14 protein-coding genes and 1 tRNA gene are annotated in these 21,142 nt (G+C 65.6%); 7 read left to right on the top strand and 8 right to left on the bottom strand.

Annotation, left to right across the window (positions count from 1 at the left end; all coding sequences use genetic code 11):
• Window positions 1-8: 8 nt before the first annotated feature.
• Window positions 9-650, top strand: coding sequence for a maleylacetoacetate isomerase (gene maiA, locus VIL42_07115; protein HEY8592619.1), 642 nt, complete (start codon window positions 9-11; stop codon window positions 648-650).
• Window positions 651-685: 35 nt separating this feature from the next.
• Window positions 686-1,462, top strand: a complete 777-nt coding sequence (locus tag VIL42_07110; protein HEY8592618.1) for a class II aldolase/adducin family protein — start codon at window positions 686-688, stop codon at window positions 1,460-1,462.
• Between the two features lies 1 nt (window position 1,463).
• Here the strand turns inward: VIL42_07110 and VIL42_07105 are convergent, their stop codons facing one another.
• The gene (locus VIL42_07105) at window positions 1,464-3,335 is read right to left on the bottom strand and encodes a hypothetical protein (protein HEY8592617.1); all 1,872 of its coding nucleotides are present in this window, start codon (window positions 3,333-3,335) and stop codon (window positions 1,464-1,466) included.
• 80 nt (window positions 3,336-3,415) lie between these two features.
• Here VIL42_07105 and VIL42_07100 point away from each other — a divergent pair, with 80 nt between their 5' ends.
• Window positions 3,416-4,540: an L-lactate dehydrogenase gene (locus VIL42_07100; GenBank protein HEY8592616.1), complete on the top strand. Its 1,125-nt coding sequence runs from the start codon at window positions 3,416-3,418 to the stop codon at window positions 4,538-4,540.
• Here VIL42_07100 and VIL42_07095 read toward each other — a convergent pair.
• The 6 genes from VIL42_07095 to VIL42_07070 form a co-directional block, all read right to left on the bottom strand.
• Complete coding sequence (locus VIL42_07095) at window positions 4,537-6,882, bottom strand: EAL domain-containing protein (GenBank protein ID HEY8592615.1); 2,346 nt, start codon at window positions 6,880-6,882, stop codon at window positions 4,537-4,539. The genes VIL42_07100 and VIL42_07095 overlap by 4 nt on opposite strands.
• Window positions 6,882-7,502: a methylamine utilization protein gene (locus VIL42_07090; GenBank protein ID HEY8592614.1), complete on the bottom strand. Its 621-nt coding sequence runs from the start codon at window positions 7,500-7,502 to the stop codon at window positions 6,882-6,884. Before VIL42_07090 ends, VIL42_07095 begins: the two co-directional genes overlap by 1 nt.
• 48 nt (window positions 7,503-7,550) lie before the next feature.
• Entirely contained in the window at window positions 7,551-8,837 is a 1,287-nt protein-coding gene (locus tag VIL42_07085; protein ID HEY8592613.1) for a hypothetical protein, read from the bottom strand.
• Between the two features lie 205 nt (window positions 8,838-9,042).
• Window positions 9,043-9,119 (bottom strand) — tRNA-Pro (locus tag VIL42_07080).
• 89 nt (window positions 9,120-9,208) lie between these two features.
• Window positions 9,209-10,507, bottom strand: a complete 1,299-nt coding sequence (locus VIL42_07075) for an FAD-dependent oxidoreductase (protein HEY8592612.1) — start codon at window positions 10,505-10,507, stop codon at window positions 9,209-9,211.
• A 36-nt stretch (window positions 10,508-10,543) separates the two neighbouring features.
• Window positions 10,544-10,861 (bottom strand): polyhydroxyalkanoic acid system family protein, encoded by a 318-nt coding sequence (locus tag VIL42_07070; protein HEY8592611.1) that lies wholly within the window; start codon window positions 10,859-10,861, stop codon window positions 10,544-10,546.
• 65 nt (window positions 10,862-10,926) lie between these two features.
• On the opposite strand from VIL42_07070, the gene VIL42_07065 reads away from it, so the two are divergent.
• From VIL42_07065 to VIL42_07050, 4 genes are all read left to right on the top strand, one after another.
• Window positions 10,927-11,700, top strand: coding sequence for a hypothetical protein (locus tag VIL42_07065; GenBank protein HEY8592610.1), 774 nt, complete (start codon window positions 10,927-10,929; stop codon window positions 11,698-11,700).
• 58 nt (window positions 11,701-11,758) lie between these two features.
• The gene (locus VIL42_07060; protein ID HEY8592609.1) at window positions 11,759-13,366 is read left to right on the top strand and encodes a M20/M25/M40 family metallo-hydrolase; all 1,608 of its coding nucleotides are present in this window, start codon (window positions 11,759-11,761) and stop codon (window positions 13,364-13,366) included.
• Between the two features lie 69 nt (window positions 13,367-13,435).
• Window positions 13,436-16,045 (top strand): ATP-dependent chaperone ClpB, encoded by a 2,610-nt coding sequence (gene clpB / locus VIL42_07055; protein ID HEY8592608.1) that lies wholly within the window; start codon window positions 13,436-13,438, stop codon window positions 16,043-16,045.
• A gap of 61 nt (window positions 16,046-16,106) precedes the next feature.
• Window positions 16,107-17,609 carry a sulfotransferase gene (locus tag VIL42_07050; GenBank protein HEY8592607.1) on the top strand — a complete coding sequence of 501 codons (1,503 nt, stop codon included), beginning with the start codon at window positions 16,107-16,109 and terminating at the stop codon, window positions 17,607-17,609.
• 176 nt (window positions 17,610-17,785) lie between these two features.
• Here VIL42_07050 and VIL42_07045 read toward each other — a convergent pair whose 3' ends face one another.
• Window positions 17,786-21,130 carry a TonB-dependent receptor gene (locus tag VIL42_07045; protein ID HEY8592606.1) on the bottom strand — a complete coding sequence of 1,115 codons (3,345 nt, stop codon included), beginning with the start codon at window positions 21,128-21,130 and terminating at the stop codon, window positions 17,786-17,788.
• Window positions 21,131-21,142 lie beyond the last annotated feature (12 nt).

Here is a 21,142-nt window from a genome sequence, read left to right as displayed (position 1 = left end):
CGCCGGCCATGAGCCGGATCATCCTTTACGATTATTATCGATCGTCCGCCGCCTATCGCGTGCGGATCGCCCTGAACCTCAAGCGCGTCGATTATGAGCAGCGCCCGGTAAACCTGCTGGAAAGCGAGCAGAAGTCGGACGAATATAAAGCCCTGAACCCGCAAGGGCTGGTCCCGATGCTGGAGATCGATGGCCACCGGCTCACGCAGAGCCTGGCCATCATCAACTATCTCGACCTTCGCTACCCCAACCAGCCGCTGATCCCCGTCGCAGCGGAAGCCCGCGCGCATGTGGTCGCCATGGCGATGACGATCGCGTGCGACATCCATCCGCTCAACAATTTGCGCGTGCTCAAATATCTAAAGAGCGAATTCGGCGCTTCGCAGGAGCAGACCGACAGCTGGTATGCGCACTGGATCAACGAGGGCCTGCCCGCACTCGAAGCCATGGCCAACGACCGTGCCGGCAAGTTCCTCTTCGGCGACGGGCCGACAGGCGCCGACGTCTGCCTGATCCCGCAACTGTACAATGCGCGTCGCTTCAACGTGCCGCTGGACGCTTATCCGACCTTGTTGCGCGCCGAGGAGAATGCCAACAAGCTGGAAGCATTCGCAGCAGCCCATCCCGACAGGCAGCAGGTGCCCGCATGAACCGAGTCGACAGCATCAATCGCGGAATGGCCGAGATGAAGGCGCTCGACAGCGTCGACATTCCCTCGCTCCAGGGCAAGGTCAGCGACGAGGAATGGGCGATCCGCGTCGATCTCGCCTGCGCCTATCGCATGGTCGCTTATTATGGCTGGGACGACCTGATCTTCACGCACCTTTCGGCGCGTATTCCGGGCCCGGAGCATCATTTCCTGCTCAACCCGTACAATCTGATGTTCGAGGAAGTGACGGCCAGTTCGCTGGTGAAGGTCGATGTCAACGGCAACCCGGTCGACCCGACGCCGTTCATCACCAACCCCGCCGGCTTCACTATCCACTCGGCGCTCCACATGGCGCGCGAGGATGCGCATGCCGTCATGCACCTCCACACGCCCGCCGGACAGGCGGTCTCGGCCCACAACGAGGGGCTGCTGCCGCTGACGCAGACGGCGATGCTGGTGCGCGGCGACGTCGCCTTCCACGATTATGAAGGCGTTGCGGTCGACCTCGACGAACGCGAGCGGCTGGTCGCCGACCTCGGCACCAGGAATGCGATGATCCTGCGCAACCATGGCACGCTCGCGGTCGGCAAGACCGTCGGCGAGTGCTTCGTGCGCCTCTACTTCCTGGAACGCGCGTGCCAGGCGCAGATCATGGCCCTGTCGGCCGGGGAGAATATCAACAACCCGCCGCAGGGCGCGCCGGAGATCACCGCTCAGCAGGGGCAAGTGGGGGTCGCCATGGCGGCCAACCTGCTCGCCTGGCCGGCGCTGAAGCGAAAGGCGTACCGGCTCGACCCGAGCTTCGCGAGCTAGATTAGCTCCACTGCGGCCCGCACCTGTCGGGTTTGAAGCGGTCCAGCCGTTCCTGAAGGTTGCGATGGAAATTGGCTTCGGTGCCGGAGAGGTTGCCCGGCTTCGGGATCGAAGTGACAGGCTTGCCCAAGCGCGCGAGCATCAGCTGCCATTCGCGGCTGTCCGCAAAGCGCTGATCCACGAGCCCCTCGGCTGCCAGGCGTTCGATGGCGGGGAGTGCAGATGCGGCTTCCGGCCCCATCAGGCACAATGCCATGCGGACGCGATCGACCGGGATCATATTGTCTGAGGCGCCCGCAGATTCGGCCCTCTCCCGCGCGATTTCGCGCAGGTGATATTTCAGGATGTCGAGCAGCAGCGGCACCGCGGCAGGACCGCGATCGGCCTGGCGCGAGATCAATCCGGCGGCGAGCACGCGCCGGGCCGGGTCGGCGAGGATCGCCTTCTCCGGATCGGTCAACGAAGCGAATGTGCCTGGCGGCAGCGAAGCGATGACCCGGCCAATATCGCGCGGCCGGTCCGAGGCTGTCAGATCGGTCGAGGCAATACGTTCGATCATTGGTGCACGCAGCTCTGCGGCGCTCTCGCCCATCGCCTTGATCGCATAATGGAGGCCGTCGAATTTCGTCACGCGCGGGTCGCGGATGAGCGTCGCCACAAGTGCGCGGTCGGCGTCGCTGACCTCCTGCCCGTCCAGCGAGTTCATCCACGGACCCGCGAGCTGGAATGCCGGGTCGGAGGCCGGGAGCGCAGGGTCGGCAAGCGCATGGGCCAGCCGATCGCGCGAGTCCTGCATCACCGTTGCGAAGTCGACCTCCGTGCGCAGCGTGCTGTGATCGGCGAGCAGCTGGTTGGCGTTGAAGGATTCATACCGTTTGCCGTTCGACAGGTCCTTGCGTGACCACTTGAAGTGGAAGCTCTGGAGATCGCCTGCGGTGCCGATGTTGAGGGGCGCCTGAAGCATCGACGTACGCGCGAGCATCTTGCGAAGCAGGATGCGCCCATCTGCCTGGGCAATTTCCAGCATGTCCACAGAGACTGGAAGCGCACCGAGAGACCATCTTGATTCGCGCGGCGATTCGCTTTCGAAGTTCCGGTAGCTGTGCTTGCGGATGACGAAATCGTGCTGGGTGCGAGGCGCCTCGGCGACGATGCATTCCTTCGTGGAAAGGCGAACATCCCATTCCGCCTGCAAGGGCCGGGACAACAGCCGCCGGATCCGGGCACGCGAGGCGCCGCCGGCGCCCTGGGTCAGCCCGAGCTGATCAGGGTTGGTGGGACGAACGCTCGGCCCCGAACATTCCGATTTGGGAACGAGGCGGAATGTACGCGCATGGGCGCTCATCTGAGCGCCCCCGTCCCCCGGCCGCTGGTCGCTATTCACCGTCACGCTCTCGACACCGGGTGTCGCCAGCAGAGCAGCGCACACGGCGTCGCAGACATATGGCCGCCGCGCGATCTCGGCTTGGTCGTAAGGAGCGCCTCGTGCACCTTTTTCGGTCGCCATGCCCGAGCTGGACAGAAGGATGTGGCCGGCCAGCCGGATCGGTTGCGCGGGGATCAGTTCCGGCTGCAGAGAGGCGGAAAGCCGTGCCTTGCTCTCGGCGATGCCGGCTTGCGGGATGAACCAGAAGATGGCCGCGGCGATCAGCGCAGCCGGGACGATCGCCAGATAGTCGCCGAGGACCGGGCGAACCGCGTACCAGGGAAGCGCAAAGCCCAGGCCCCACATGAATGCCGTCGGGGCGAGGCCGAGGATGAGCCCGGGCAGGATGAGCAGGAACAGCCCCATCACCACCAGCGAGGGTATCGCCAGCGCCAGGCCGGCGAGCCCGCCGCTCACGAGCAAATAGAGATTGACGAAACGCGTCACGGTTTCCGAATGCCCCCTTGCCGACTAACGATTGTTGCGGCGCTTGCGGGCGTAGCAGGGAACAGTGAACGGGAGGCTAAGTGACGCGAAGCAAAGCCGCCTCTGCGAGTGACTATCGGGCCTTGGCAAGGGCGCGGCTGCCGCACTTCCTGTTCGAATATCTCGACGGCGGTTCGTACGACGAAGCGACGCTGCGGCGGAATGTCGACGACCTTCAGGCGATCGCGCTGAAGCAGCGGGTGCTGCGCGACGTGTCGAACATCGACCTTTCCGCCGACCTGTTCGGCAAGCGTTGGGCGATGCCGGTTGGCCTCGGGCCGGTCGGCCTCGCCGGGCTCTACGCCCGCCGCGGGGAGGTCCAGGCAGCGCGAGCCGCGGCTGCCGCAAACGTTCCTTTCGCGCTGTCGACGGTCGGCGCCTGCTCGCTTCGCGAAGTCGCCCGGTTAGGGAACGTCCCCTGGTACCAGCTCTATTTCGTGAAGGACCGCGGCTTCGTCGCTCAGATGATCGACACCGCGCGTGAGGCTGGCTGTGAGGCGCTCGTCCTAACCGTCGACCTCGCGGTGCCGGGCTCGCGTTATCGCGATGCGCGAGCTGCAGGCGCCGGGCTGCGGCGGGCGGTCCAACTCGCGTCGCGGCCGGGATGGTTGTGGGACGTCGGCTTGCACGGGAAGCCGCACAGCCTCGGCAACCTCGAGCCGATCGTCGGGTCGAAGGCGCCGCTCAGCGACTTCCAGGCCTGGATCCACGCCAATTTCGATCCATCGGTCACGTGGAAGGACGTGACCTGGGTGCGCGAGCAATGGAAGGGCCCGCTAATCATCAAGGGCATCCTCGACCCCGATGATGCCCGCCAAGCGGCGGCCAGCGGGGCGGATGCGATCGTCGTCTCCAATCACGGCGGCCGGCAGCTAGACGGCGCATTGTCGAGCGCTCGGGCGCTGCCGGCGATTGCCGACGCGCTTGGCGGGATCATGCCGATCCTTGCCGACAGCGGCGTACGGTCAGGCCTGGATGTGGTGCGCATGCTCGCGCTCGGCGCCGATTTCGTCCTTCTCGGCCGCGCCTGGGCCTATGCGCTTGCAGGCGGCGGCGAAGCGGGCGTTGCGCACGTCCTGCAGCTGATCGAAGCGGAAATGCGGGTCGCAATGGCGCTGACCGGCTGCACCCGGATCGACGAGGTGGACCGGAGCGCGTTGGCCTAGGCGACGTTGCGGATGCCCAAGCGGTCGTCGCGGAACAGCTGCTCGACATCGGACACCGTCATCGGCTCGGCGAACAGGAAGCCCTGCACCGACGAGCAGCCGTGCGCCCGCAGTTCGACCAGCTGCGCCGTCTCCTCGACGCCTTCCGCGGTCGTTTCGATGTTCAACGCGTGCGCCAATTCGGTGATGGCGCGGACGATCGCGCTAGCCCCATCCCGTGTCAGCAGATTGTGGATGAAGCTGCGGTCGATCTTCAGCTTGTCGAATGGGAAGCTCTGCAAATAGCTGAGCGACGAATAGCCGGTGCCGAAATCGTCGAGCGCCACGCGCACGCCGAGCGTGCGAAGCGCATGGAGCAGGCGCAGCGTCGTCTCGCTTCCTTCAAGGAAAATTGATTCGGTGATTTCCACTTCCAGGCGGCCGGGTTCGAGGCCGCTGGCCGCGAGCGCCCGCAGGATGGTTTCGTGAAGCGCGCCGCGGTGGAACTGGACGGGTGAAACGTTGACCGCGATCCGCACGTCGGCCGGCCAGCGCGCGGCCTGGGCGCAGGCTTCGCGGATCACCCAAGCGCCGATCGCCACAATGAGGCCGGTGTCCTCCGCGACGGGCACGAAGTCGACGGGCGAGATCTGGCCGCGCTTGGGATGGTTCCAGCGCAGCAGCGCCTCGAACGAGCAGACGCGGTTCTTCTCGAGGTCGAACAAGGGCTGGTAGTGAAGTTCGAACTCGCCGCGCTCGAGAGCGAGGCGAAGGTCGGCTTCCAGCTGGCGCCGCTCCTGAGCGCGCTTGTTCAGGCTTTCTTCGAAAAAGGCGTAAGTGCCCCGCCCCGCTTCCTTGGCGCGGTAGAGCGCCAGGTCGGCGTTGCGAAGCAAGGTGCCGCCGTCCCGGCCGTCGTCGGGCGCGATGGCGATGCCGATGCTGGTCGAGGGCACGAATTCATTGCCGTCGATCGTCACCGGCACGGTGATCGCGGCAATGATGTCGCGAGCCAGCCGATCGATCGCGTCGCGGTCCACGCCGACGCTTTGCAGCACCACGAATTCGTCGCCGCCGAGGCGGCCGACGAAGTGGCCGCGTGCGACATGGCGCAGCCGCTGCGCGGTTTCGATCAGCAGCGCGTCGCCCGCCGGATGGCCCAACGTGTCGTTGATGACCTTGAACTGGTCGAGGTCCAGGCAGTGGAGCGCGAACAGGCTGCCATTGGCTTCGGATGTACGGAACAGCTGGTCGAGCTGCTGGTGGAACATGGTCCGGTTCGGCAGGCCGGTGAGCACGTCGTTGAAGGCGAGCTGCGTAATGCGCTGCTCGCGCTCGACGATCCGGCCGACCATTTCGTTGAAGCTGGCGGCGAGGCGCGCGAGTTCGTCGCTGCCGCGGACGCGCACCTGGACATGCTCGCCGCTTGCGAGCCGGCCGGCAGCTTCGTCGAGGCGCGCCAGCGGCTGGGTGATGCGCCCCGCCGCCCGCCAGGTAGCAAAGCCCATCAGCAGCAGACCGAGCAACGTCATGACGGCGAGCGCAGCCTGAAGCACACGGGCGTCGGCAAGCGCCTGTGCCTTCGAATAGGTCAGCATCAGCATCGCCCGCTCGCCCGGCGCGAAGGCGGGAAGCGGCTTGGCGAGCACGATCGATTTCTCGCCAGCGACCTTCATTTGGAAAGTGGCGCCGGTCGCCATGTGCCGCTCCGCGCTTGCCGCGGCTTGCGGGCTGAGCACGGAGACGCTGCCCGCAGCCTCGGTCCAGGCGCCGCCGCTTCGCGCGAGCACGGCCGCGTGGAGCGGAATTGCCGACAGCCGCTCGAGGCTGCGCATCTCCCGGCCCTCGAGAGTGGGCGCGAATACGACCCAGCCGATGAGGTTGGGCGCCATCACCGGCGCGGCGACGATCTGGCGCGGGCGCCCGGCGAGGACCGACACGCCGGTGAGCCGCCCTTCGTCGAGCGGCGCCCACAGCCGTTCCGTCTCGCGCGGAGAAATGCCGCCATCGATGCTGGTGACCCGCCCGTCGGCGCTGACGATGAACGCGCTTCGGACCTTCAGCCGCGCGGCCGCATTGTCGAGCGCAGACTGGATCGTCGGCGCGTCCGCGCTTGCAACCGCGGCCCGGAAGCCGAAGTCGCGGGCGAGCAATTGCGCGGCGTTCTGGAGCTCGCGCGAGCGCTGCTGCCACAGCCGGTCGTAGACGGCGCCCGACGATTGCAGCTGCTCGGCAACGTGCCGCGACGCCGATCCGGCGATGAATGTCGAAAGGGCCGCCGACACGCCGAGCATCGCCACTGCGAACAACAGGGCGAACTGCACCGTCAGGCGGGTGCTCAGCGAACGGAAGCGCCCCATCGGCATCAATAATCCGTGTGCATTGCCGGGGCCGGCGGCCGCAGGCGGGCCGAGAAATTGAGGCGCGTCTGGCCGGCGGCGAGCGCCTGCTGCAGCTTGCCGCCCGGCGCCCGCAGATAGGGATGCCAGACCGTGACTCGTCCCGGTCCACCCGGCGTGTCTGCAAACGCGGCGACGCCCTGGGCATTGGTGCGTGCAGTCCAGACGCTGTCGGTGACGACGACGAAGGCGGTCATCTGGTCGTGGATGTTGCAGCCGAGCGGGACGACTCCGGCACGGTCGAAGCGAACCGCTCGCGACTGGTCCTTGGCGAACAGCTTCAGCTCGAACCTTTTGGCCGGCGAGAAGGAATAAACATGGTGCCGGGTGTTATCGAGGTTCGGAAAGGAAACCTCCGCCCCGACCGGCACGACGGCCAGGAACGGGTGAAACTGCAGGTCCTTCTGCGAGATGACGTAGCGGCCGCCGGCACGGGGCGCCCGCGCCTGGCCGTTGGGATAAAAGGTCACGACGGCGTCGCGCACGGGCTTGCCCGCCGCGTCGACGACGCGGACGGCCAGCGGGGCTGCGACGGCCGGTGCTGCAAGCGCCAGCGCCGTGACGGATCCAAGGATAATACGCACCATCGGCGATGATTAACGCAGCGACGGTAAACGCCGTCACGACCGACGTGGTTACCAGCGCGTTCGTAATCCCATTTGCAGCTGCGTCTGCCGCTGCCGAAAGGGGAGGTCTGAATGTTCGCGCGCCGGGCTGGTGCTGGCGACGTGGAGTAGTTCGAGCAGACCGGTGAAACGGCCGAATTCGCGGCTTCCGGCGACCATCGCCGACCAGCCATGCTCGTCATATTCGTGGTCCCAGTGGAAGCCGCGATTGCGGGTCCCGAACGCCTCTCCCCGCACCGCCAGCCCGATTGGGCCGACCGGCTTCGTCAGCATCAGGAATGCCGAGCGGAAGCGATTGTCGATCCACCGCCGATCGCCTTCCATGAACCCCATGCGCGTCCGCCCCTGCATCGCCTGCGCCTTGAGCGTCGTTCCGGCGCCCAGATCGGCGACCACGCCGACATTGTCGAAGGCCGTGCGCCAGCCCCATTCCATCTCGAGGTTCACGTCCTCGGGGTCGGCGCGATTGTCGTAACGGAACAGGTCGACCCGGACCGGCACCGGCGGCTGCCACGACAGCTTGGCATAATAGCCGGGCCGGTGCGCGAAGCCGCTGTGGATGTCGATCAGCGGATGGGTGTAGCGCGGCTGGAACGTGCTGACGTCGTCCCCGAGCGGCGGCAGCGGTTGGCGCCGAAAGCCGAGTGTGATGCGGTCGTGGAGCGCCCAGCCGCGGAAGGTCAGCAACGTGCCCGAAGTGTCGTTCGCGGCGATCGCCGCCGCCGTCGCGCGAAGCCGGTGGGAGCCGATGCTGGTACTCACCGTGCCTTCAAGGGCGAGCGGCCTGACTTCCTCGCCGATCCAGCTATTGATCGCCGACGGCGTGATGCTGTCGCCGACGTGCCAGTCGGCGCCTTCATGTTCGAGGCTGACCGGCGGCCACATCAGCCCGGCACGGGCCGACAGACTGGTGCCGCTGCTGCTGCGCATCGGCCGGAAGCTCAGGAAGGCCTGGTTCACGCCCGCTTCGGTCCGCTCGCCGCCCTGGATCGTCGCGACCACGGTTGCCGACAGCGACCAGGTGAATTGCGGCTGCCAGATCAGGTTGGCGTTGCCGAGCTGCGGGGTCAGGCGCGACCCGCCGTCGCTTCCAGACCGCAGCTTGCCGAAGCCGCCCTCAACCCAGCTCGGCTCGCCATCGACCAGGACGAAGCGCAGGTCGCCCGATAATTCGAACGTGTCGGGCGTGAAAAATCGCGTGTCGGATGCGGCGGCGCCTGACGGGCACAGGGCAGCAAGCGCGCAGCCTAAGGGCAGCGCGCCATACAGCGGCAGGCGTCGAACAGCGCCGAACATTCGCTGTGCTTACGCGAACAGGGTTAAGATATTGGTGAGCGTATATGCTTGATCTGCCTTAGCCGCCCCACGACCGCGTGTAGGATCACGGCTTCGGACCATCCACCGGATGGTCGCTGCGGATCGATTTATCGGCGGATGTCCCCGGACATCCGCAAAGATCATCCGGTCACAAGCATGCCCCGCATGCTTGTGCTGCGGATGATGGTCGGGGAGAGAGGATTCGAACCTCCGGCCCCTGCCTCCCGAAGACAGTGCTCTACCAGGCTGAGCTACTCCCCGACCGGAACCCGCTATCGTCGCGACAGGTCGCGGCGGGAGCCAAGGCGGGGGCTAGATAGATGGGGGTGGCGCTTAGCGCAACCGGTGAATCAGCGCTGCAGGACGCCCAGCCAGTCTTCGTGGCGGACGAACTTTTCGCGGGGGCTGCCCGGCCGGGCGTTGGCGGTCTCCGTTTCCTCGATCTTTCGCCAATCCTCATAGTCGGTGGGCATCACGCCGCGGGTGGCGAGCAAGCGCTTCAGCCCCTCCGCGCCCTCGCGGTCGCCGCTGCCGCCGGCGGGCAATGCGGCCGCGACCTGGTCCGCGACTTCATAGCCGTCCGGCCGGTTGGTGCCGATTGTCCCACTAGGGCCGCGGCGCGCCCAGCCGACGGCATAGAGCCTCTCGGCGATCCGGCCCGCCTCGTTCACGAACTTGCCGCCCGCAAACGGCACCCCTTCGATCGGAGCGGTGGAATAGCCGATCGCCGTGATGACCAGCGAAGCCGGGACTTCGTAGATCTCGCCGGTGCCGCGAGCGCCGCCTGTCTCGTCCAGCTCGGTGCGCTCGACGATTACTCGTTCGACCTTGCCCTCGCCTTCCACCCGCAGCGGCTTGGCGAAGAAGTCGAAGATCATCCGCTTGGGCTTGTCCAGCGCGAGGTCCGCGAAGCCGCGCAGCAGGCTGACGGACTTGCGCAAGCCCGGCTCGAGCGGCTCGTCGGCTTCGGCTGGCGGGAAATCGGCGGGGTCGATGACCGGCACCGCGGCATGGAGGTGGCCGAGCTCGCCCAGCTCCTTGGGCGTCATGGCGATCTGGTGCGGGCCGCGGCGGCCGAGGATGGTGATCGTGCGGATGGCGGAGCCGTCGAGCGCGTCCAGTGCATGATTGACGATGTCGGACCCTCCGAACTCGTCGCGGGTCTTGGAGAGGATGCGCGCGCAGTCGAGCGCAACATTGCCGTTGCCAACGACGACCGCACCTTCGCCATGGAGGAACGGGTCGAGATCCGCGAAGTCCGGGTGACCGTTGTACCAGCCGACGAATTCGGCCGAACCGACGACGCCCGGAAGATCCTCGCCCGGGATGCCGAGCTTGCGGTCGTGCGGCGCCCCCGTGGCGAGGATCACCGCGTCATAGACTTCCAGCAGTTCATCGACCGAGACATCGCGGCCGACGCAGACATTGCCGATGAAATCGACGCCCGCGCTGTCCGCCGTCTTGTCGTAGCGCTTCGAAACAGCCTTCAAGGACTGGTGGTCGGGCGCGACGCCGAAGCGGATCAGGCCGTAGGGAACGGGATAGCGGTCGATGATGTCGATCCGCGCGGCTTCGCCATAGGCCTTTTCGAGCGCCTCCGCGGTGTAGAAGCCTGCAGGTCCCGAACCGACGATCGCGAAATGCCGCATGACGCCCCCTTTTGTGCGCCAGCTTAGCGGCGACGGTCAGCCCTTGCTATGATCCTCGAGCAAGACGCCGCCCTTCTTCTGCAGCCCGGCCTGGATCATGCCCGAGAACATGCCGAGCATACCGGGCAGAAGCACGCGCAGGTGCACCTTGTTGTCCATCACGTCGATGGTTGCGGTTACGGCCTGGCCCATCGCAGCGATGTCCATGTTGAGCTGGTCCCCGGTCCAGCCCGACTGAACCTGAGCGCCGCCGGGAATATGTTCCTGCAGCTTGTGGATGTTGTTGGAGATGCGGCGGCGGGCCTCGTCCTTGCCGAGGCTGTGCGGGAGATCGACGTCGATTGGCTGTGTCATAGAAATCAAACAGTGGGCCGCCGTTCAGCGCTTTTCAAGGCGCCGGGACCGACTATGATTCCAAGATGATGCGATTGATCGCCTTTCTCCTGCTGCTGGTCTCCAGCGCCCATGCCGCGGGCCAGAGTCCCGTTCCGCCCGTTCCAAGTGCGTGGAACCCCGCCGCGCCCTACGTGACCGTCGGCCAGGACGAGCCCGGCTACCGCGCCTGGTACCTCGCCGCGCCCGAGCGCGCTCTGCAGGTCAGGGCATTCAACGATTATCTGAGCGCCAGCCGCGTCGCCGGGATTCTCCCGACCTGGCAGCTGCTTCGCACCGCCACCTCATGGCGCGACTGCGGCGCCCAGCCGTTCGAAGTGCCGCCGTCCAGCGAATGGCCTAACATCGTCAACACGCTGCGCTACGTTCGGGACTTCGTCGTGCCGGCGATCGGGCCCGTCGAAGCGGTTTCCGTGTATCGCAACCCGCAGCTGAACGTCTGCGCCGGCGGCGCGGTCGAAAGTGCGCACAAGCTGGACAGCGCTATCGACATGGTGCCGCTGCGCCCGATTCAGCGGGTAACGTTGATGCGCGCGTTGTGCAGCGACCATAACAAGCATGGGTCCCGCTATCGGGCCGGGCTCGGCTTCTATGCCTTCGTTCGCTTCCACGTCGACAGCACCAAGTTCCGCCGCTGGAACATGGACCCGGCTGTTGCGGCGGAATGCCCGCCGATCGTCCATGTCGAGGATGCCAATTCGATCGGCCGGCCGCTCACGCCCGCCCCGTCGACTGCATTGCCCCAGCCCGCCGCAACAGCATCGCCGCCCCCCGCGCCCGAACGCGGCAATCCGCAATAGGATTGTCCCCAAGCGGTATCTGGCGCATCGTCTGCGCCTGTTGCTTGGGGGACATCCGATGAAATCGCATAGCCTTGCACTGCTGGCACTCGCGCTCGCAAGCGGGCCTGCCGCCGCGCAGACCTTTTCGCCAGAGCGGATCCGCGCCGACGTCAGCTTCCTTGCCGATGACCTGCTCGAGGGCCGCAACACCGGGGAGCGCGGCTACAATATCGCGGCGGCCTATGTTGCGAACCGCTACGCCTCGCTCGGCCTCAAGCCGGCCAACGGCGCGAGCTACTATCAGCAGGTGCCGTTCGTGCTTGCGTCGATCAAGCCGTACGCCACCAACGCCATCACGATCGGCGGCAAGCCCTTCCTCAACGGCCAGGACGTCGTGCTTTCGGGCACCAGCATTTTCCCGAACCAGGATCTCGAAGCTGAGGTCGTGTTCGTCGGCTATGGGATGGAGGACAACCGCTACGGCTTCGACGATTATCGCGGCCTCGACGTCCGCGGCAAAGTTGTTGCGCTGCTCAGCAGCCTTCCGACCGGCGCGCCGAGCGATGTCGTCGCCGACCTTGCTGACAATCGCTCGCGGCTCGCCGAGTCGAAGGGCGCCATCGGAACCATCGGCATCGTCACGCCGGCTTCCATGAAGCAACTCGCGTGGGAGCGGATGCGCGAATATGGCAGCGTTCCTCGCCTGCGCTGGGTACATCCGGACGGGAAGCCGAACGTGATCGCGCCGTCGCTCAAAGTCGGCGGGGCGCTCGGTCCGGCGGCGTCGGCCGCGCTGTTTGCGAATGCGCCGATGAAGGTGGACGCGCTCTACAAGGCGATCGAGGATACGGCATTCCGGCCGAAGGGCTTCGCGATCCCCGGCAAGATCCGATTCCAGCGGCAGAGCAGCGTTGCCAACATGACCAGCCCCAACGTCGTCGGCCTGATCCCCGGAAGCGATCCGAACCTCGCCAAGGAAGTGATCCTGTTCACCGCCCACCTCGACCACGACGGCATCGTCAAAGCCGACAAAGGCGACACGATCATGAACGGCGCGATGGACAATGCGTCGGGGGTGGCAGCCATGCTGGAGGCGGCTCGCGCGTTCGTCGACAGCGGAAAGCGGCCGAAGCGGACGATCATGTTCGCGGCGTTGACGGCCGAGGAAGACGGCCTGCTCGGCGCCGAATATCTGGCGCACTATCCCGTGGGCAAGGACCGCAAGGTAGTCGGCGTCGTCAATCTCGACATGCCGATCCTGACCTACGACTTCCAGGACATGATCGCATTCGGCGCCGAGCATTCCACCATGGGCGCGACGGTCGACCGGGCGGTCGCCTCGGCCGGCGTCAAACTCTCGCCGGACCCAGTGCCGGAGGAAGGCCTCTTCACTCGTTCGGACCACTATATGTTCGTCGAGAAGGGCATCCCCGCGGTGTACCTTGCGACCGGCTGGGCCGGACCGGGCAAGGCCGCCTTCCAGGACTTCATCGCCAATCATTATCACCGCGTCAGCGACGAGGTGACCCTGCCCTTCGACTGGCAGGCCGCGGCGAAGTTCGCCCGGATCAATTACCTGATCGGCCGGGAGCTGGCCGATGCCCCAGAGGCGCCGCGCTGGTACCAGGGCAGCTATTTTGGCGACAAGTTCGCGAAGGATCAGCCGAAGGCGCCGAAGCCCTGACGCCTGACCCCTTGTGTTGCTAATGTGCAACACTACATGCCGGTGAGTAGCAAGAGGGGTTAGGACCAGATGGATTTCGAAAAGCTCACCGACCGCGCGCGCGGCTTCCTTCAGGCAGCGCAAACGATTGCCGTTCGTGAGCATCACCAGCGGATTGCTCCGGCGCATTTGCTGAAGGCGCTGCTCGACGACGAGCAGGGCATGGCTGCGGGGCTGATCAACGCCGCGGGCGGCGACGCCAAGGCCGCGCAGCGGGAAGTCGATCTGCTGGTGTCGAAGATCCCGTCGGTGACGGGTACCGGCGCGACCCAGGCGCCAGGCCTGGATGGCGATACGATGCGCATCCTCGACCAGGCCGAGCAGGTCGCGAAGAAGGCCGGCGACAGCTACGTCACGGTTGAGCGCATCCTGCTCGCCTTTGCGCTGGCCACGGGCAGCGACGTCGGCGAGGCGCTGGGGCGCGCGGGCGCGACGCCGCAGGCGCTGAACGCCGCGATCGAGAAGCTGCGCGGCGGCCGCACGGCCGATACACAAGGTGCCGAGGACCGCTACGACGCGCTGAAGAAATATGCCCGCGACCTGACGGAGGCGGCGCGGGCGGGCAAGCTCGACCCGGTCATCGGCCGCGACGAGGAAATCCGCCGCACGATCCAGGTGCTTGCGCGGCGCACCAAGAACAATCCGGTACTGATCGGCGAGCCCGGCGTCGGCAAGACCGCCATTGCTGAAGGGCTGGCGCTGCGCATCGCCAATGGCGACGTGCCCGACGGCATCAAGGACAAGCGCCTGCTAAGTCTCGACATGGGTTCGCTGATCGCCGGCGCGAAGTACCGCGGCGAGTTCGAGGAACGGCTGAAGGGCGTGCTCGACGAAGTGAAGCAGGCTGCCGGCGAGATCATCCTGTTCATCGACGAGATGCATACGCTGGTCGGCGCCGGGAAGGCCGAAGGCGCGATGGACGCCGGCAACCTCCTGAAGCCGAGCCTCGCGCGCGGCGAGCTGCACTGCATCGGCGCGACGACGCTCGACGAATATCGCAAATATATCGAGAAGGATGCGGCGCTGGAGCGGCGTTTCCAACCGGTGTTCGTCGGCGAACCGACGGTACCCGACACCATTTCCATCCTGCGCGGGCTGAAGGAAAAGTACGAGCTTCACCACGGCGTGCGCATCACCGATGCGGCGATCGTCGCCGCGGCAACGCTCAGCAACCGCTACATCACGGACCGCTTCCTGCCGGACAAGGCGATCGACCTGATGGACGAGGCGGCAAGCCGCATCCGGATGGAAGTGGAATCAAAGCCCGAGGAGATCGAGAACCTCGACCGGAGAATTATCCAGCTGAAGATCGAGCGCGAGGCGCTGAAGAAGGAGCAGGACCGCGCATCGAAGGACCGGCTCGCCAAGCTGGAGGAAGAGCTTGCGAATCTCGAGCAGCAATCGTCGGAGCTGACCCAGCGCTGGCAGGCCGAGAAGGACAAGATCGCCGGCGAAGCCAAGATCAAGGAGCAGCTCGACGCCGCCCGGATCGAACTCGAACAGGCGCAGCGCAACGGCGACCTCGCGAAGGCCGGCGAGCTCCAATACGGCCGCATCCCGGAGCTCGAGAAGCAGCTTGGCGAAGCGCAGGCGGTGACCAAGGGCGCGATGCTTCGCGAGGAAGTTACGGACCAGGACATAGCCGGCGTGGTCAGCCGCTGGACCGGCGTTCCGGTCGAACGAATGATGGAAGGCGAGCGCGAGAAGCTGCTCAACATGGAGCAGGCGATCGGCGCCCGCGTCATCGGCCAGGAAGATGCGGTGAAGGCCGTGTCGGCGGCCGTGCGCCGTGCCCGGGCCGGCCTCCAGGATCCGAACCGCCCGCTCGGCTCCTTCCTGTTCCTCGGGCCCACTGGCGTCGGCAAGACCGAGCTGACTAAAGCGCTTGCGCAATTCCTGTTCGACGATCCGACGGCGATGGTCCGCATCGACATGTCGGAGTTCATGGAAAAGCACGCGGTCGCGCGGCTGATCGGCGCGCCTCCCGGCTATGTCGGTTATGAAGAAGGCGGCGTGCTGACGGAAGCGGTGCGGCGCCGGCCGTACCAGGTCGTGCTGTTCGACGAGGTCGAGAAGGCTCACGGCGACGTGTTCAACGTGCTCCTCCAGGTGCTCGACGACGGTCGCCTCACTGACGGCCAGGGCCGCACGGTAGACTTCACCAACACCATCATCATCCTGACCTCGAACCTCGGCTCGCAATATCTGGCCGCGCTGGGCGAGGACGAGCCGGTCGAAAAGGCCGAGAACCAGGTGATGGAGGTCGTCCGCGGCCATTTCCGGCCCGAGTTCCTCAACCGCCTGGACGAGATCATCCTCTTCCACCGCTTGAGCGCGGGGCACATGGGGCCGATCGTCGATATCCAGGTCGCCCGGCTCCAGAAGCTGCTCGAAGATCGCAAGATCACGCTTGACCTCACCGATGCGGCGCGCGCCTGGCTCGGGCGCGTCGGCTATGACCCGGTCTATGGCGCAAGGCCGCTCAAGCGCGCAGTGCAGAAATATCTGCAGGACCCGCTGGCCGACAAGATATTGTCCGGCAAAGTCGGGGATGGATCGACTGTTCACGTCGACGAGGGTGACGGGCAATTGGTGCTGACGCCCGCGACGGAAGCTGGATCGGTGTCCGCGGCCGCTTGACGCACATCGGCTAAGCAGAGGCGAATGGACGCCGCTCGGCCGATACGGCAATAGCCCGGCGATGACGGAAGACGAGGTTAAGCAAAAGGTCCTTGCGGCGCTTGGCCGGCTGCGGGTCGGGGAGCGCGACGAGGCTGCAGCCCTGATCGCGGAGGCGGTGCACAAGGGCCCGCCGACCGGCGCTCAGTGGAAGAGCATCGGCAAGCTTTGCGGGCAGATCGGCGAGATCGAACTCGCGGTCGAAGCGATGCGGAAATATGCCGCCACTGCGCCCCTGATGCTTTCGCGCCAGCTCGATTATTGGAAGGATCTGACGATCTTCGGCCGCACCGACGTGGTCGAAAAGGAGATTACGCGGCTCGGCAACCAAGTCGCCTACCACCCGGCCGTGCTTCACGTCAGGGGGCAGATGGCTGCCCAGGATGGCGATTTCGAAGCAGCGACGGCGCTTCACTTGCGGGTAGTCCAGGATCCCGAGCTCGCGGCCCAGGGCTGGTTCTCGCTCAGCACCATTACCAACATGAGCAAGCACCCGGACTGGATCGACCAGATGCTGGCGGTGGAGCGGGCGGGACGGAGCAGCGATCCCTCGGCGCAATCGCGCCTGTTATATGGGCTGGGCAAGGCATTCCACGACTGCGGCGACTACGCGCGTGCGATGGACTGTTATTCGCGCGGTGCCGCAGCACGTCGGAGCGAAGCCCAGTACAATCCGCAGCAACTCGAAGCCTTTGCCGTGGCGGCAATCCGGGAATTCACTCCGGCGGCGCTGGAGGCGCTTCGACCCGCCGAATATCGCCCACGCGCATCCATCTTCGTGAACGGCTTGCCGCGCAGCGGAACGACGCTCGTCGAGCAGATCCTCGTCGCGCATAGCGAGGTGCATGACGGCGCCGAGGTCAATCTCGCGCGTGCGGCCCTGATCCCGGCACTGGATTATCGCTACGCCGGAGCGCTTGCCTACGATCGGAAGGCCGAGGCCGGAAGCGATCCCTGGGGAACGATCGGTGCTCAGTACCAGCGCATGCTTTCAATGCGCTTTCGTACGGACGCGCTCGTGGTGGACAAGTCGCTGACCCAATCGCACATCATGGGCCTGATCCGCCATGCGCTTGCGGGCTGCCCGGTGATCTGGATGCGGCGCAACCTCGCGGATGTCGCGATCTCTTGTTACCGAACCCTCTTCACCTCGCCGCTCGCCTGGTGCTGGCGTTTTGCGGACATGGGGCATTTCTTCGCAGTCGAAGATGCCCTCTTCACCCACTGGTCCAAGGTTCTTGGCGACGGCATCCTTGCCGTCGACTATCAGGAGCTCGTCCACGATCCGTCTCCGATGATCCGTCGGATTGCGTCGCATGCCGGGCTCCCGTGGGAAGACGCAATGGAGCAGTTCCACACCAAGAAGCGCGCAGTGCGGACCGCCAGCCTGCAGCAGGTTCGGCAGCCGATCACGACGAAGGCGATCGGCCAGGCCGAGCCCTATGCGCCCTGGATGGGCGACTTCTGGCGCGCTTACGAGACGACTAGCGATCGTCTCGCCAAGGAACTGGCCTCGGCCGCCTGATCGGCTCGGCCCCACCGGGCCGAGACCACCTTTCGTTGAATTCGTGCGGGCCTGAGCGGACGCTCGTCCGTCGCTTGCGCCGGCGTCGTGACCTTACCCCCAAACAGAAAAGGGCCGCTCCAGCGGAGCGACCCTTCCCTTTTTCACAACTGTTCGCTTGCGCGAGACAGCTGGCCTTACTGGCCACGCTCCGGAGCCGGAGCCGGCGGCGGCGGCGGCGGCGGAGCCACCGGGCACTGCTGGTTCGCCAGGATCACGAGCCCGTCGGGGCAGGTGATCGTCGCCGGAGCTGCCGGCGGCGGCGGCGGCGGTGCGATCACCGGAGCAACCGGAACCACCGGAGCCGGACCACCGAAGCCGACGTCGAGGCCGAGGCGGACGTAACGCGGCGAACCGTAGACACGCGGCTGACCGTAGTTCGGCGCCGGAGTGAAGACGGTCGGCAGACCGGTCACCGGATCCGTGTCGGCAGGCGCCAGTTCACCGATTTCACTGCGGTACAGGACCGGACGGCTGTTGAAGACGTTGAACACGTCCGCACGAAGCGTCACGCCAAGGCCCGTCGCCGGAACGGTCAGGTTGTACCTGGCCGACAGGTTCACGCGCTTGTTCCAATCGCTCTTCTGCGCCGTACCGCGCGGAGACGGCTGACCATTGCAGTAGTGATTGTACGCGGCCGCATAGTTGTTCGCGAAGTAATCGGTCGGGTGCCAACCGAAGCAGCTCAGCGAACGGGGCGACTCAATCTGGACGTTCGCGCCGAGGATCAGCTGCGGGATCGGAGCGAAAGCGCCGAACAGCTTGATCTTGTGGCGACGATCGCTCGGCAGGTAGCCGTACGAGTAGTCCATGAAGCCCGGGAAGTCCCAGTCGGCGAGAACGCCGGCGTCGTCCTGACCCGTATCCGAGTTCACGAAGCCTTCCGAGTTACCCTTGCTCCACGACAGCGAGTAGCTGCCGCCGAGGCTCCAACGGCCGTCCCACGGACGGTCGAAGGTGAAGTCGAGAGCGCGATAGGTGCGCTTCGCCTTCGGGTAGCCGGTGAGAGCCGCCGGGATCGTGATCGTCTGACCATCGAGCGGACCACCGTCGATGACCAGGGTCACGTCCTTGCCGACGTTGGCGATCGCGAACTGGTGGCTGCCCGTGGTGTAATAGTCGGCGCAGCCTGCGATGCCATTGGCTTCGCAGTAGTTGATGATCGCCTGGTCGAAGCTCGCGTCTTCGTTCAGGTTCTTCGTCGAGCGGTTGGTGAAAGCCACGCCAACGTTGAAGTCACCGAGCTTCTGCCGATAGCCGAGGATCCATTCGGCAACCTTGGTCGGCTTCAGATCCTGCGACAGGTAGAAGGTCGGATCCTTCGGCTCGCCGTTGCCGGTCTGGTTACAGAACGCCCCGCTGGACTGCGGAACGATCGGCAGCGCGCAGTTGGGGTTCTGGTAGGAACCGACGTTGGTCACCTGCGGCCCGAGGATCGGCAGACCATTCGCATCGAGAGCGTCCACATAGTAGCGCTCGCGGATGTAGTACTCGGCCGAGGTCGCGCGGAACGCCGTGTTGCTGGCGATCGGCAGGTAGTAGGTGCCGTATGAACCGAAGAACTGGCCACGCATTGACGGGAAGGCGTCGTAGGTGAAGCCAATCCGCGGCGCATAGTTCTTCTTCAGCGAGATGAACGTGTCGCCTTCCGGGTTGTTCACGACGAAGTCGTCGCGGCGAACGCCGAGGTTGAGCGTCAGACCCTGAAGCGGCGTCTTCCACTCGTCCTGCAGGTAGTAGGCCGTGTTCACCGACTGGAACTCGCCGCCGCTGTTGTAGTAGTTCACTTCAACGATCGGGCGACCCGCGTTCGCACCCGTGGTCTGGGCCGGACGGAAGATCAGCGCCGCACCGGCATTGCCACCGTTTGCGTTGCACGCCTCGGCAGTCAGGAAGCCCACGGTGCACAGCACGCCCGCGCCCGGGCGAACGGCGAAGTGGTTGAGCGTGTTCTTCTCGCGGTCGAAGCCGACGCGGAAGCGGTGGCTGCCGAAGAAGTCGACGTTGATGTCCGCGTCACCGCGCAGGAACTTGCGCTCGGTTTCGTACGGCTGATCGACGATGGTCGTCGTCTGGCCAGTGGCCAGGCCACCGCTCGGAATGCCGAACAGCGTTCCGGTCGTGCCGTTCGCAATGTAAGGAGCCGTCGATCCTTCATCGAGACCCGGCGTGTCGAAGCGGTCGCGGTTGCGCCCGTAAGCAGCCGAAAGCGTCAGCCAATTCGTGAAGCGGCCGGTATACTTGCCGACCCAGTTCACGCCACCGTAGTTGAGGTTACGGCTCGACACGATCGGACCGAGGAGGCCACCGTCTTCGCTGTCCGTCCAGTCGCGGATCTCACGACGGACGGTCTTGCGCGTGTCGAAGATCGTGAATTCGAGATGCTGCCCGTCGATGGGGAAAGCGTCGATCTTCGCACCCCAGAACGGATCGCTGGAGCGATCTTCAGTGGCCTGCTCGTTGAGCACGTTGATCGTGCGCTGGAACGTACGGCGCATTTCGACCAAGCCGTACGCGAACAGGCGATCGCGAATGATCGGACCGCCGAGTTCAACCGTGGCCGACAGCGAGCTGGCCTTGTCTTCCGAGCGGCGGGTGTACGGATTGCACTCGATCGTGCCCGCATCATTTTCCGCACAGTTCAGGAGATCCTTGCCGTTCGAGCGGAAGCGGTCCGGCGCCCAGTTCAGGTGCAGACCACCGGTGATGTCGTTCGTGCCGGACTTGCTGGTGGCATTGATGATACCACCGGTCGCACGACCGAATTCCGCCGGATAGCCACCCGACTTCACTTCAACCGTCTTGTAGAAATCGAACGGGACTTCGGCAGAACCGAGGTAGTTGTCGAAGTTCGTGATGTTCAGACCGTTGATGTAGTAGGCGTTCTCGGCGACCGACGAACCGCCGATCGACACCAGCGGCTGACCGGCACTGGTGAACGACGTGTCGCCCTGGACGGTGCCCGGAGCGAGCAGCGTAACGTCGGCAAGCGTGCGGCCGACCGGAACGGTCTTCACGAGCTCGGAAACGTCGACGGTGCGGCCAGTGGTCGTGCCGGTGAACGCCTGGATGCGGCGGCCGGTGACGACGATGCCGCCTTCAGCAGCAGCACCCGAAGCAAGCGCGACCGGAATGCTGGTCGTGCGGCCAGGCTGAACGTCAACGGCAGTCGCGGTGAACGAACGCGAGCCCGCGGCATTGACGGTGACGTCATAGCTGCCGGCAGCGAGCTGGTTCACGGTGAACTGGCCCTGCGCGTTGGTCGTGGCGTTAACGGTGGTGCCCGTCGCAAGCGAACGGACGGTAACCGCCGCACCGGCGACCGGCGCACCCGAAGCGTTCGTGACGGTACCCGTCAGACCACCCGAGGTGTAATCCTGCGCTGCGGCAGGAGCCGCGGCGATGAAGCCGGCAGTGACGCCCGCTCCCATAAGTGCGAGCGCCTGGAAACCAGCAGACGCGCGCAGAATCGACTTTTTCATTAGTCTCTCCCC

This window comes from Sphingomicrobium sp. (assembly GCA_036563485.1).
GTDB lineage: Bacteria > Pseudomonadota > Alphaproteobacteria > Sphingomonadales > Sphingomonadaceae > Sphingomicrobium.
The sequence above is the reverse complement of the archived record's forward strand: the minus strand, read 5'-3'. Positions and strand labels throughout refer to the sequence as shown.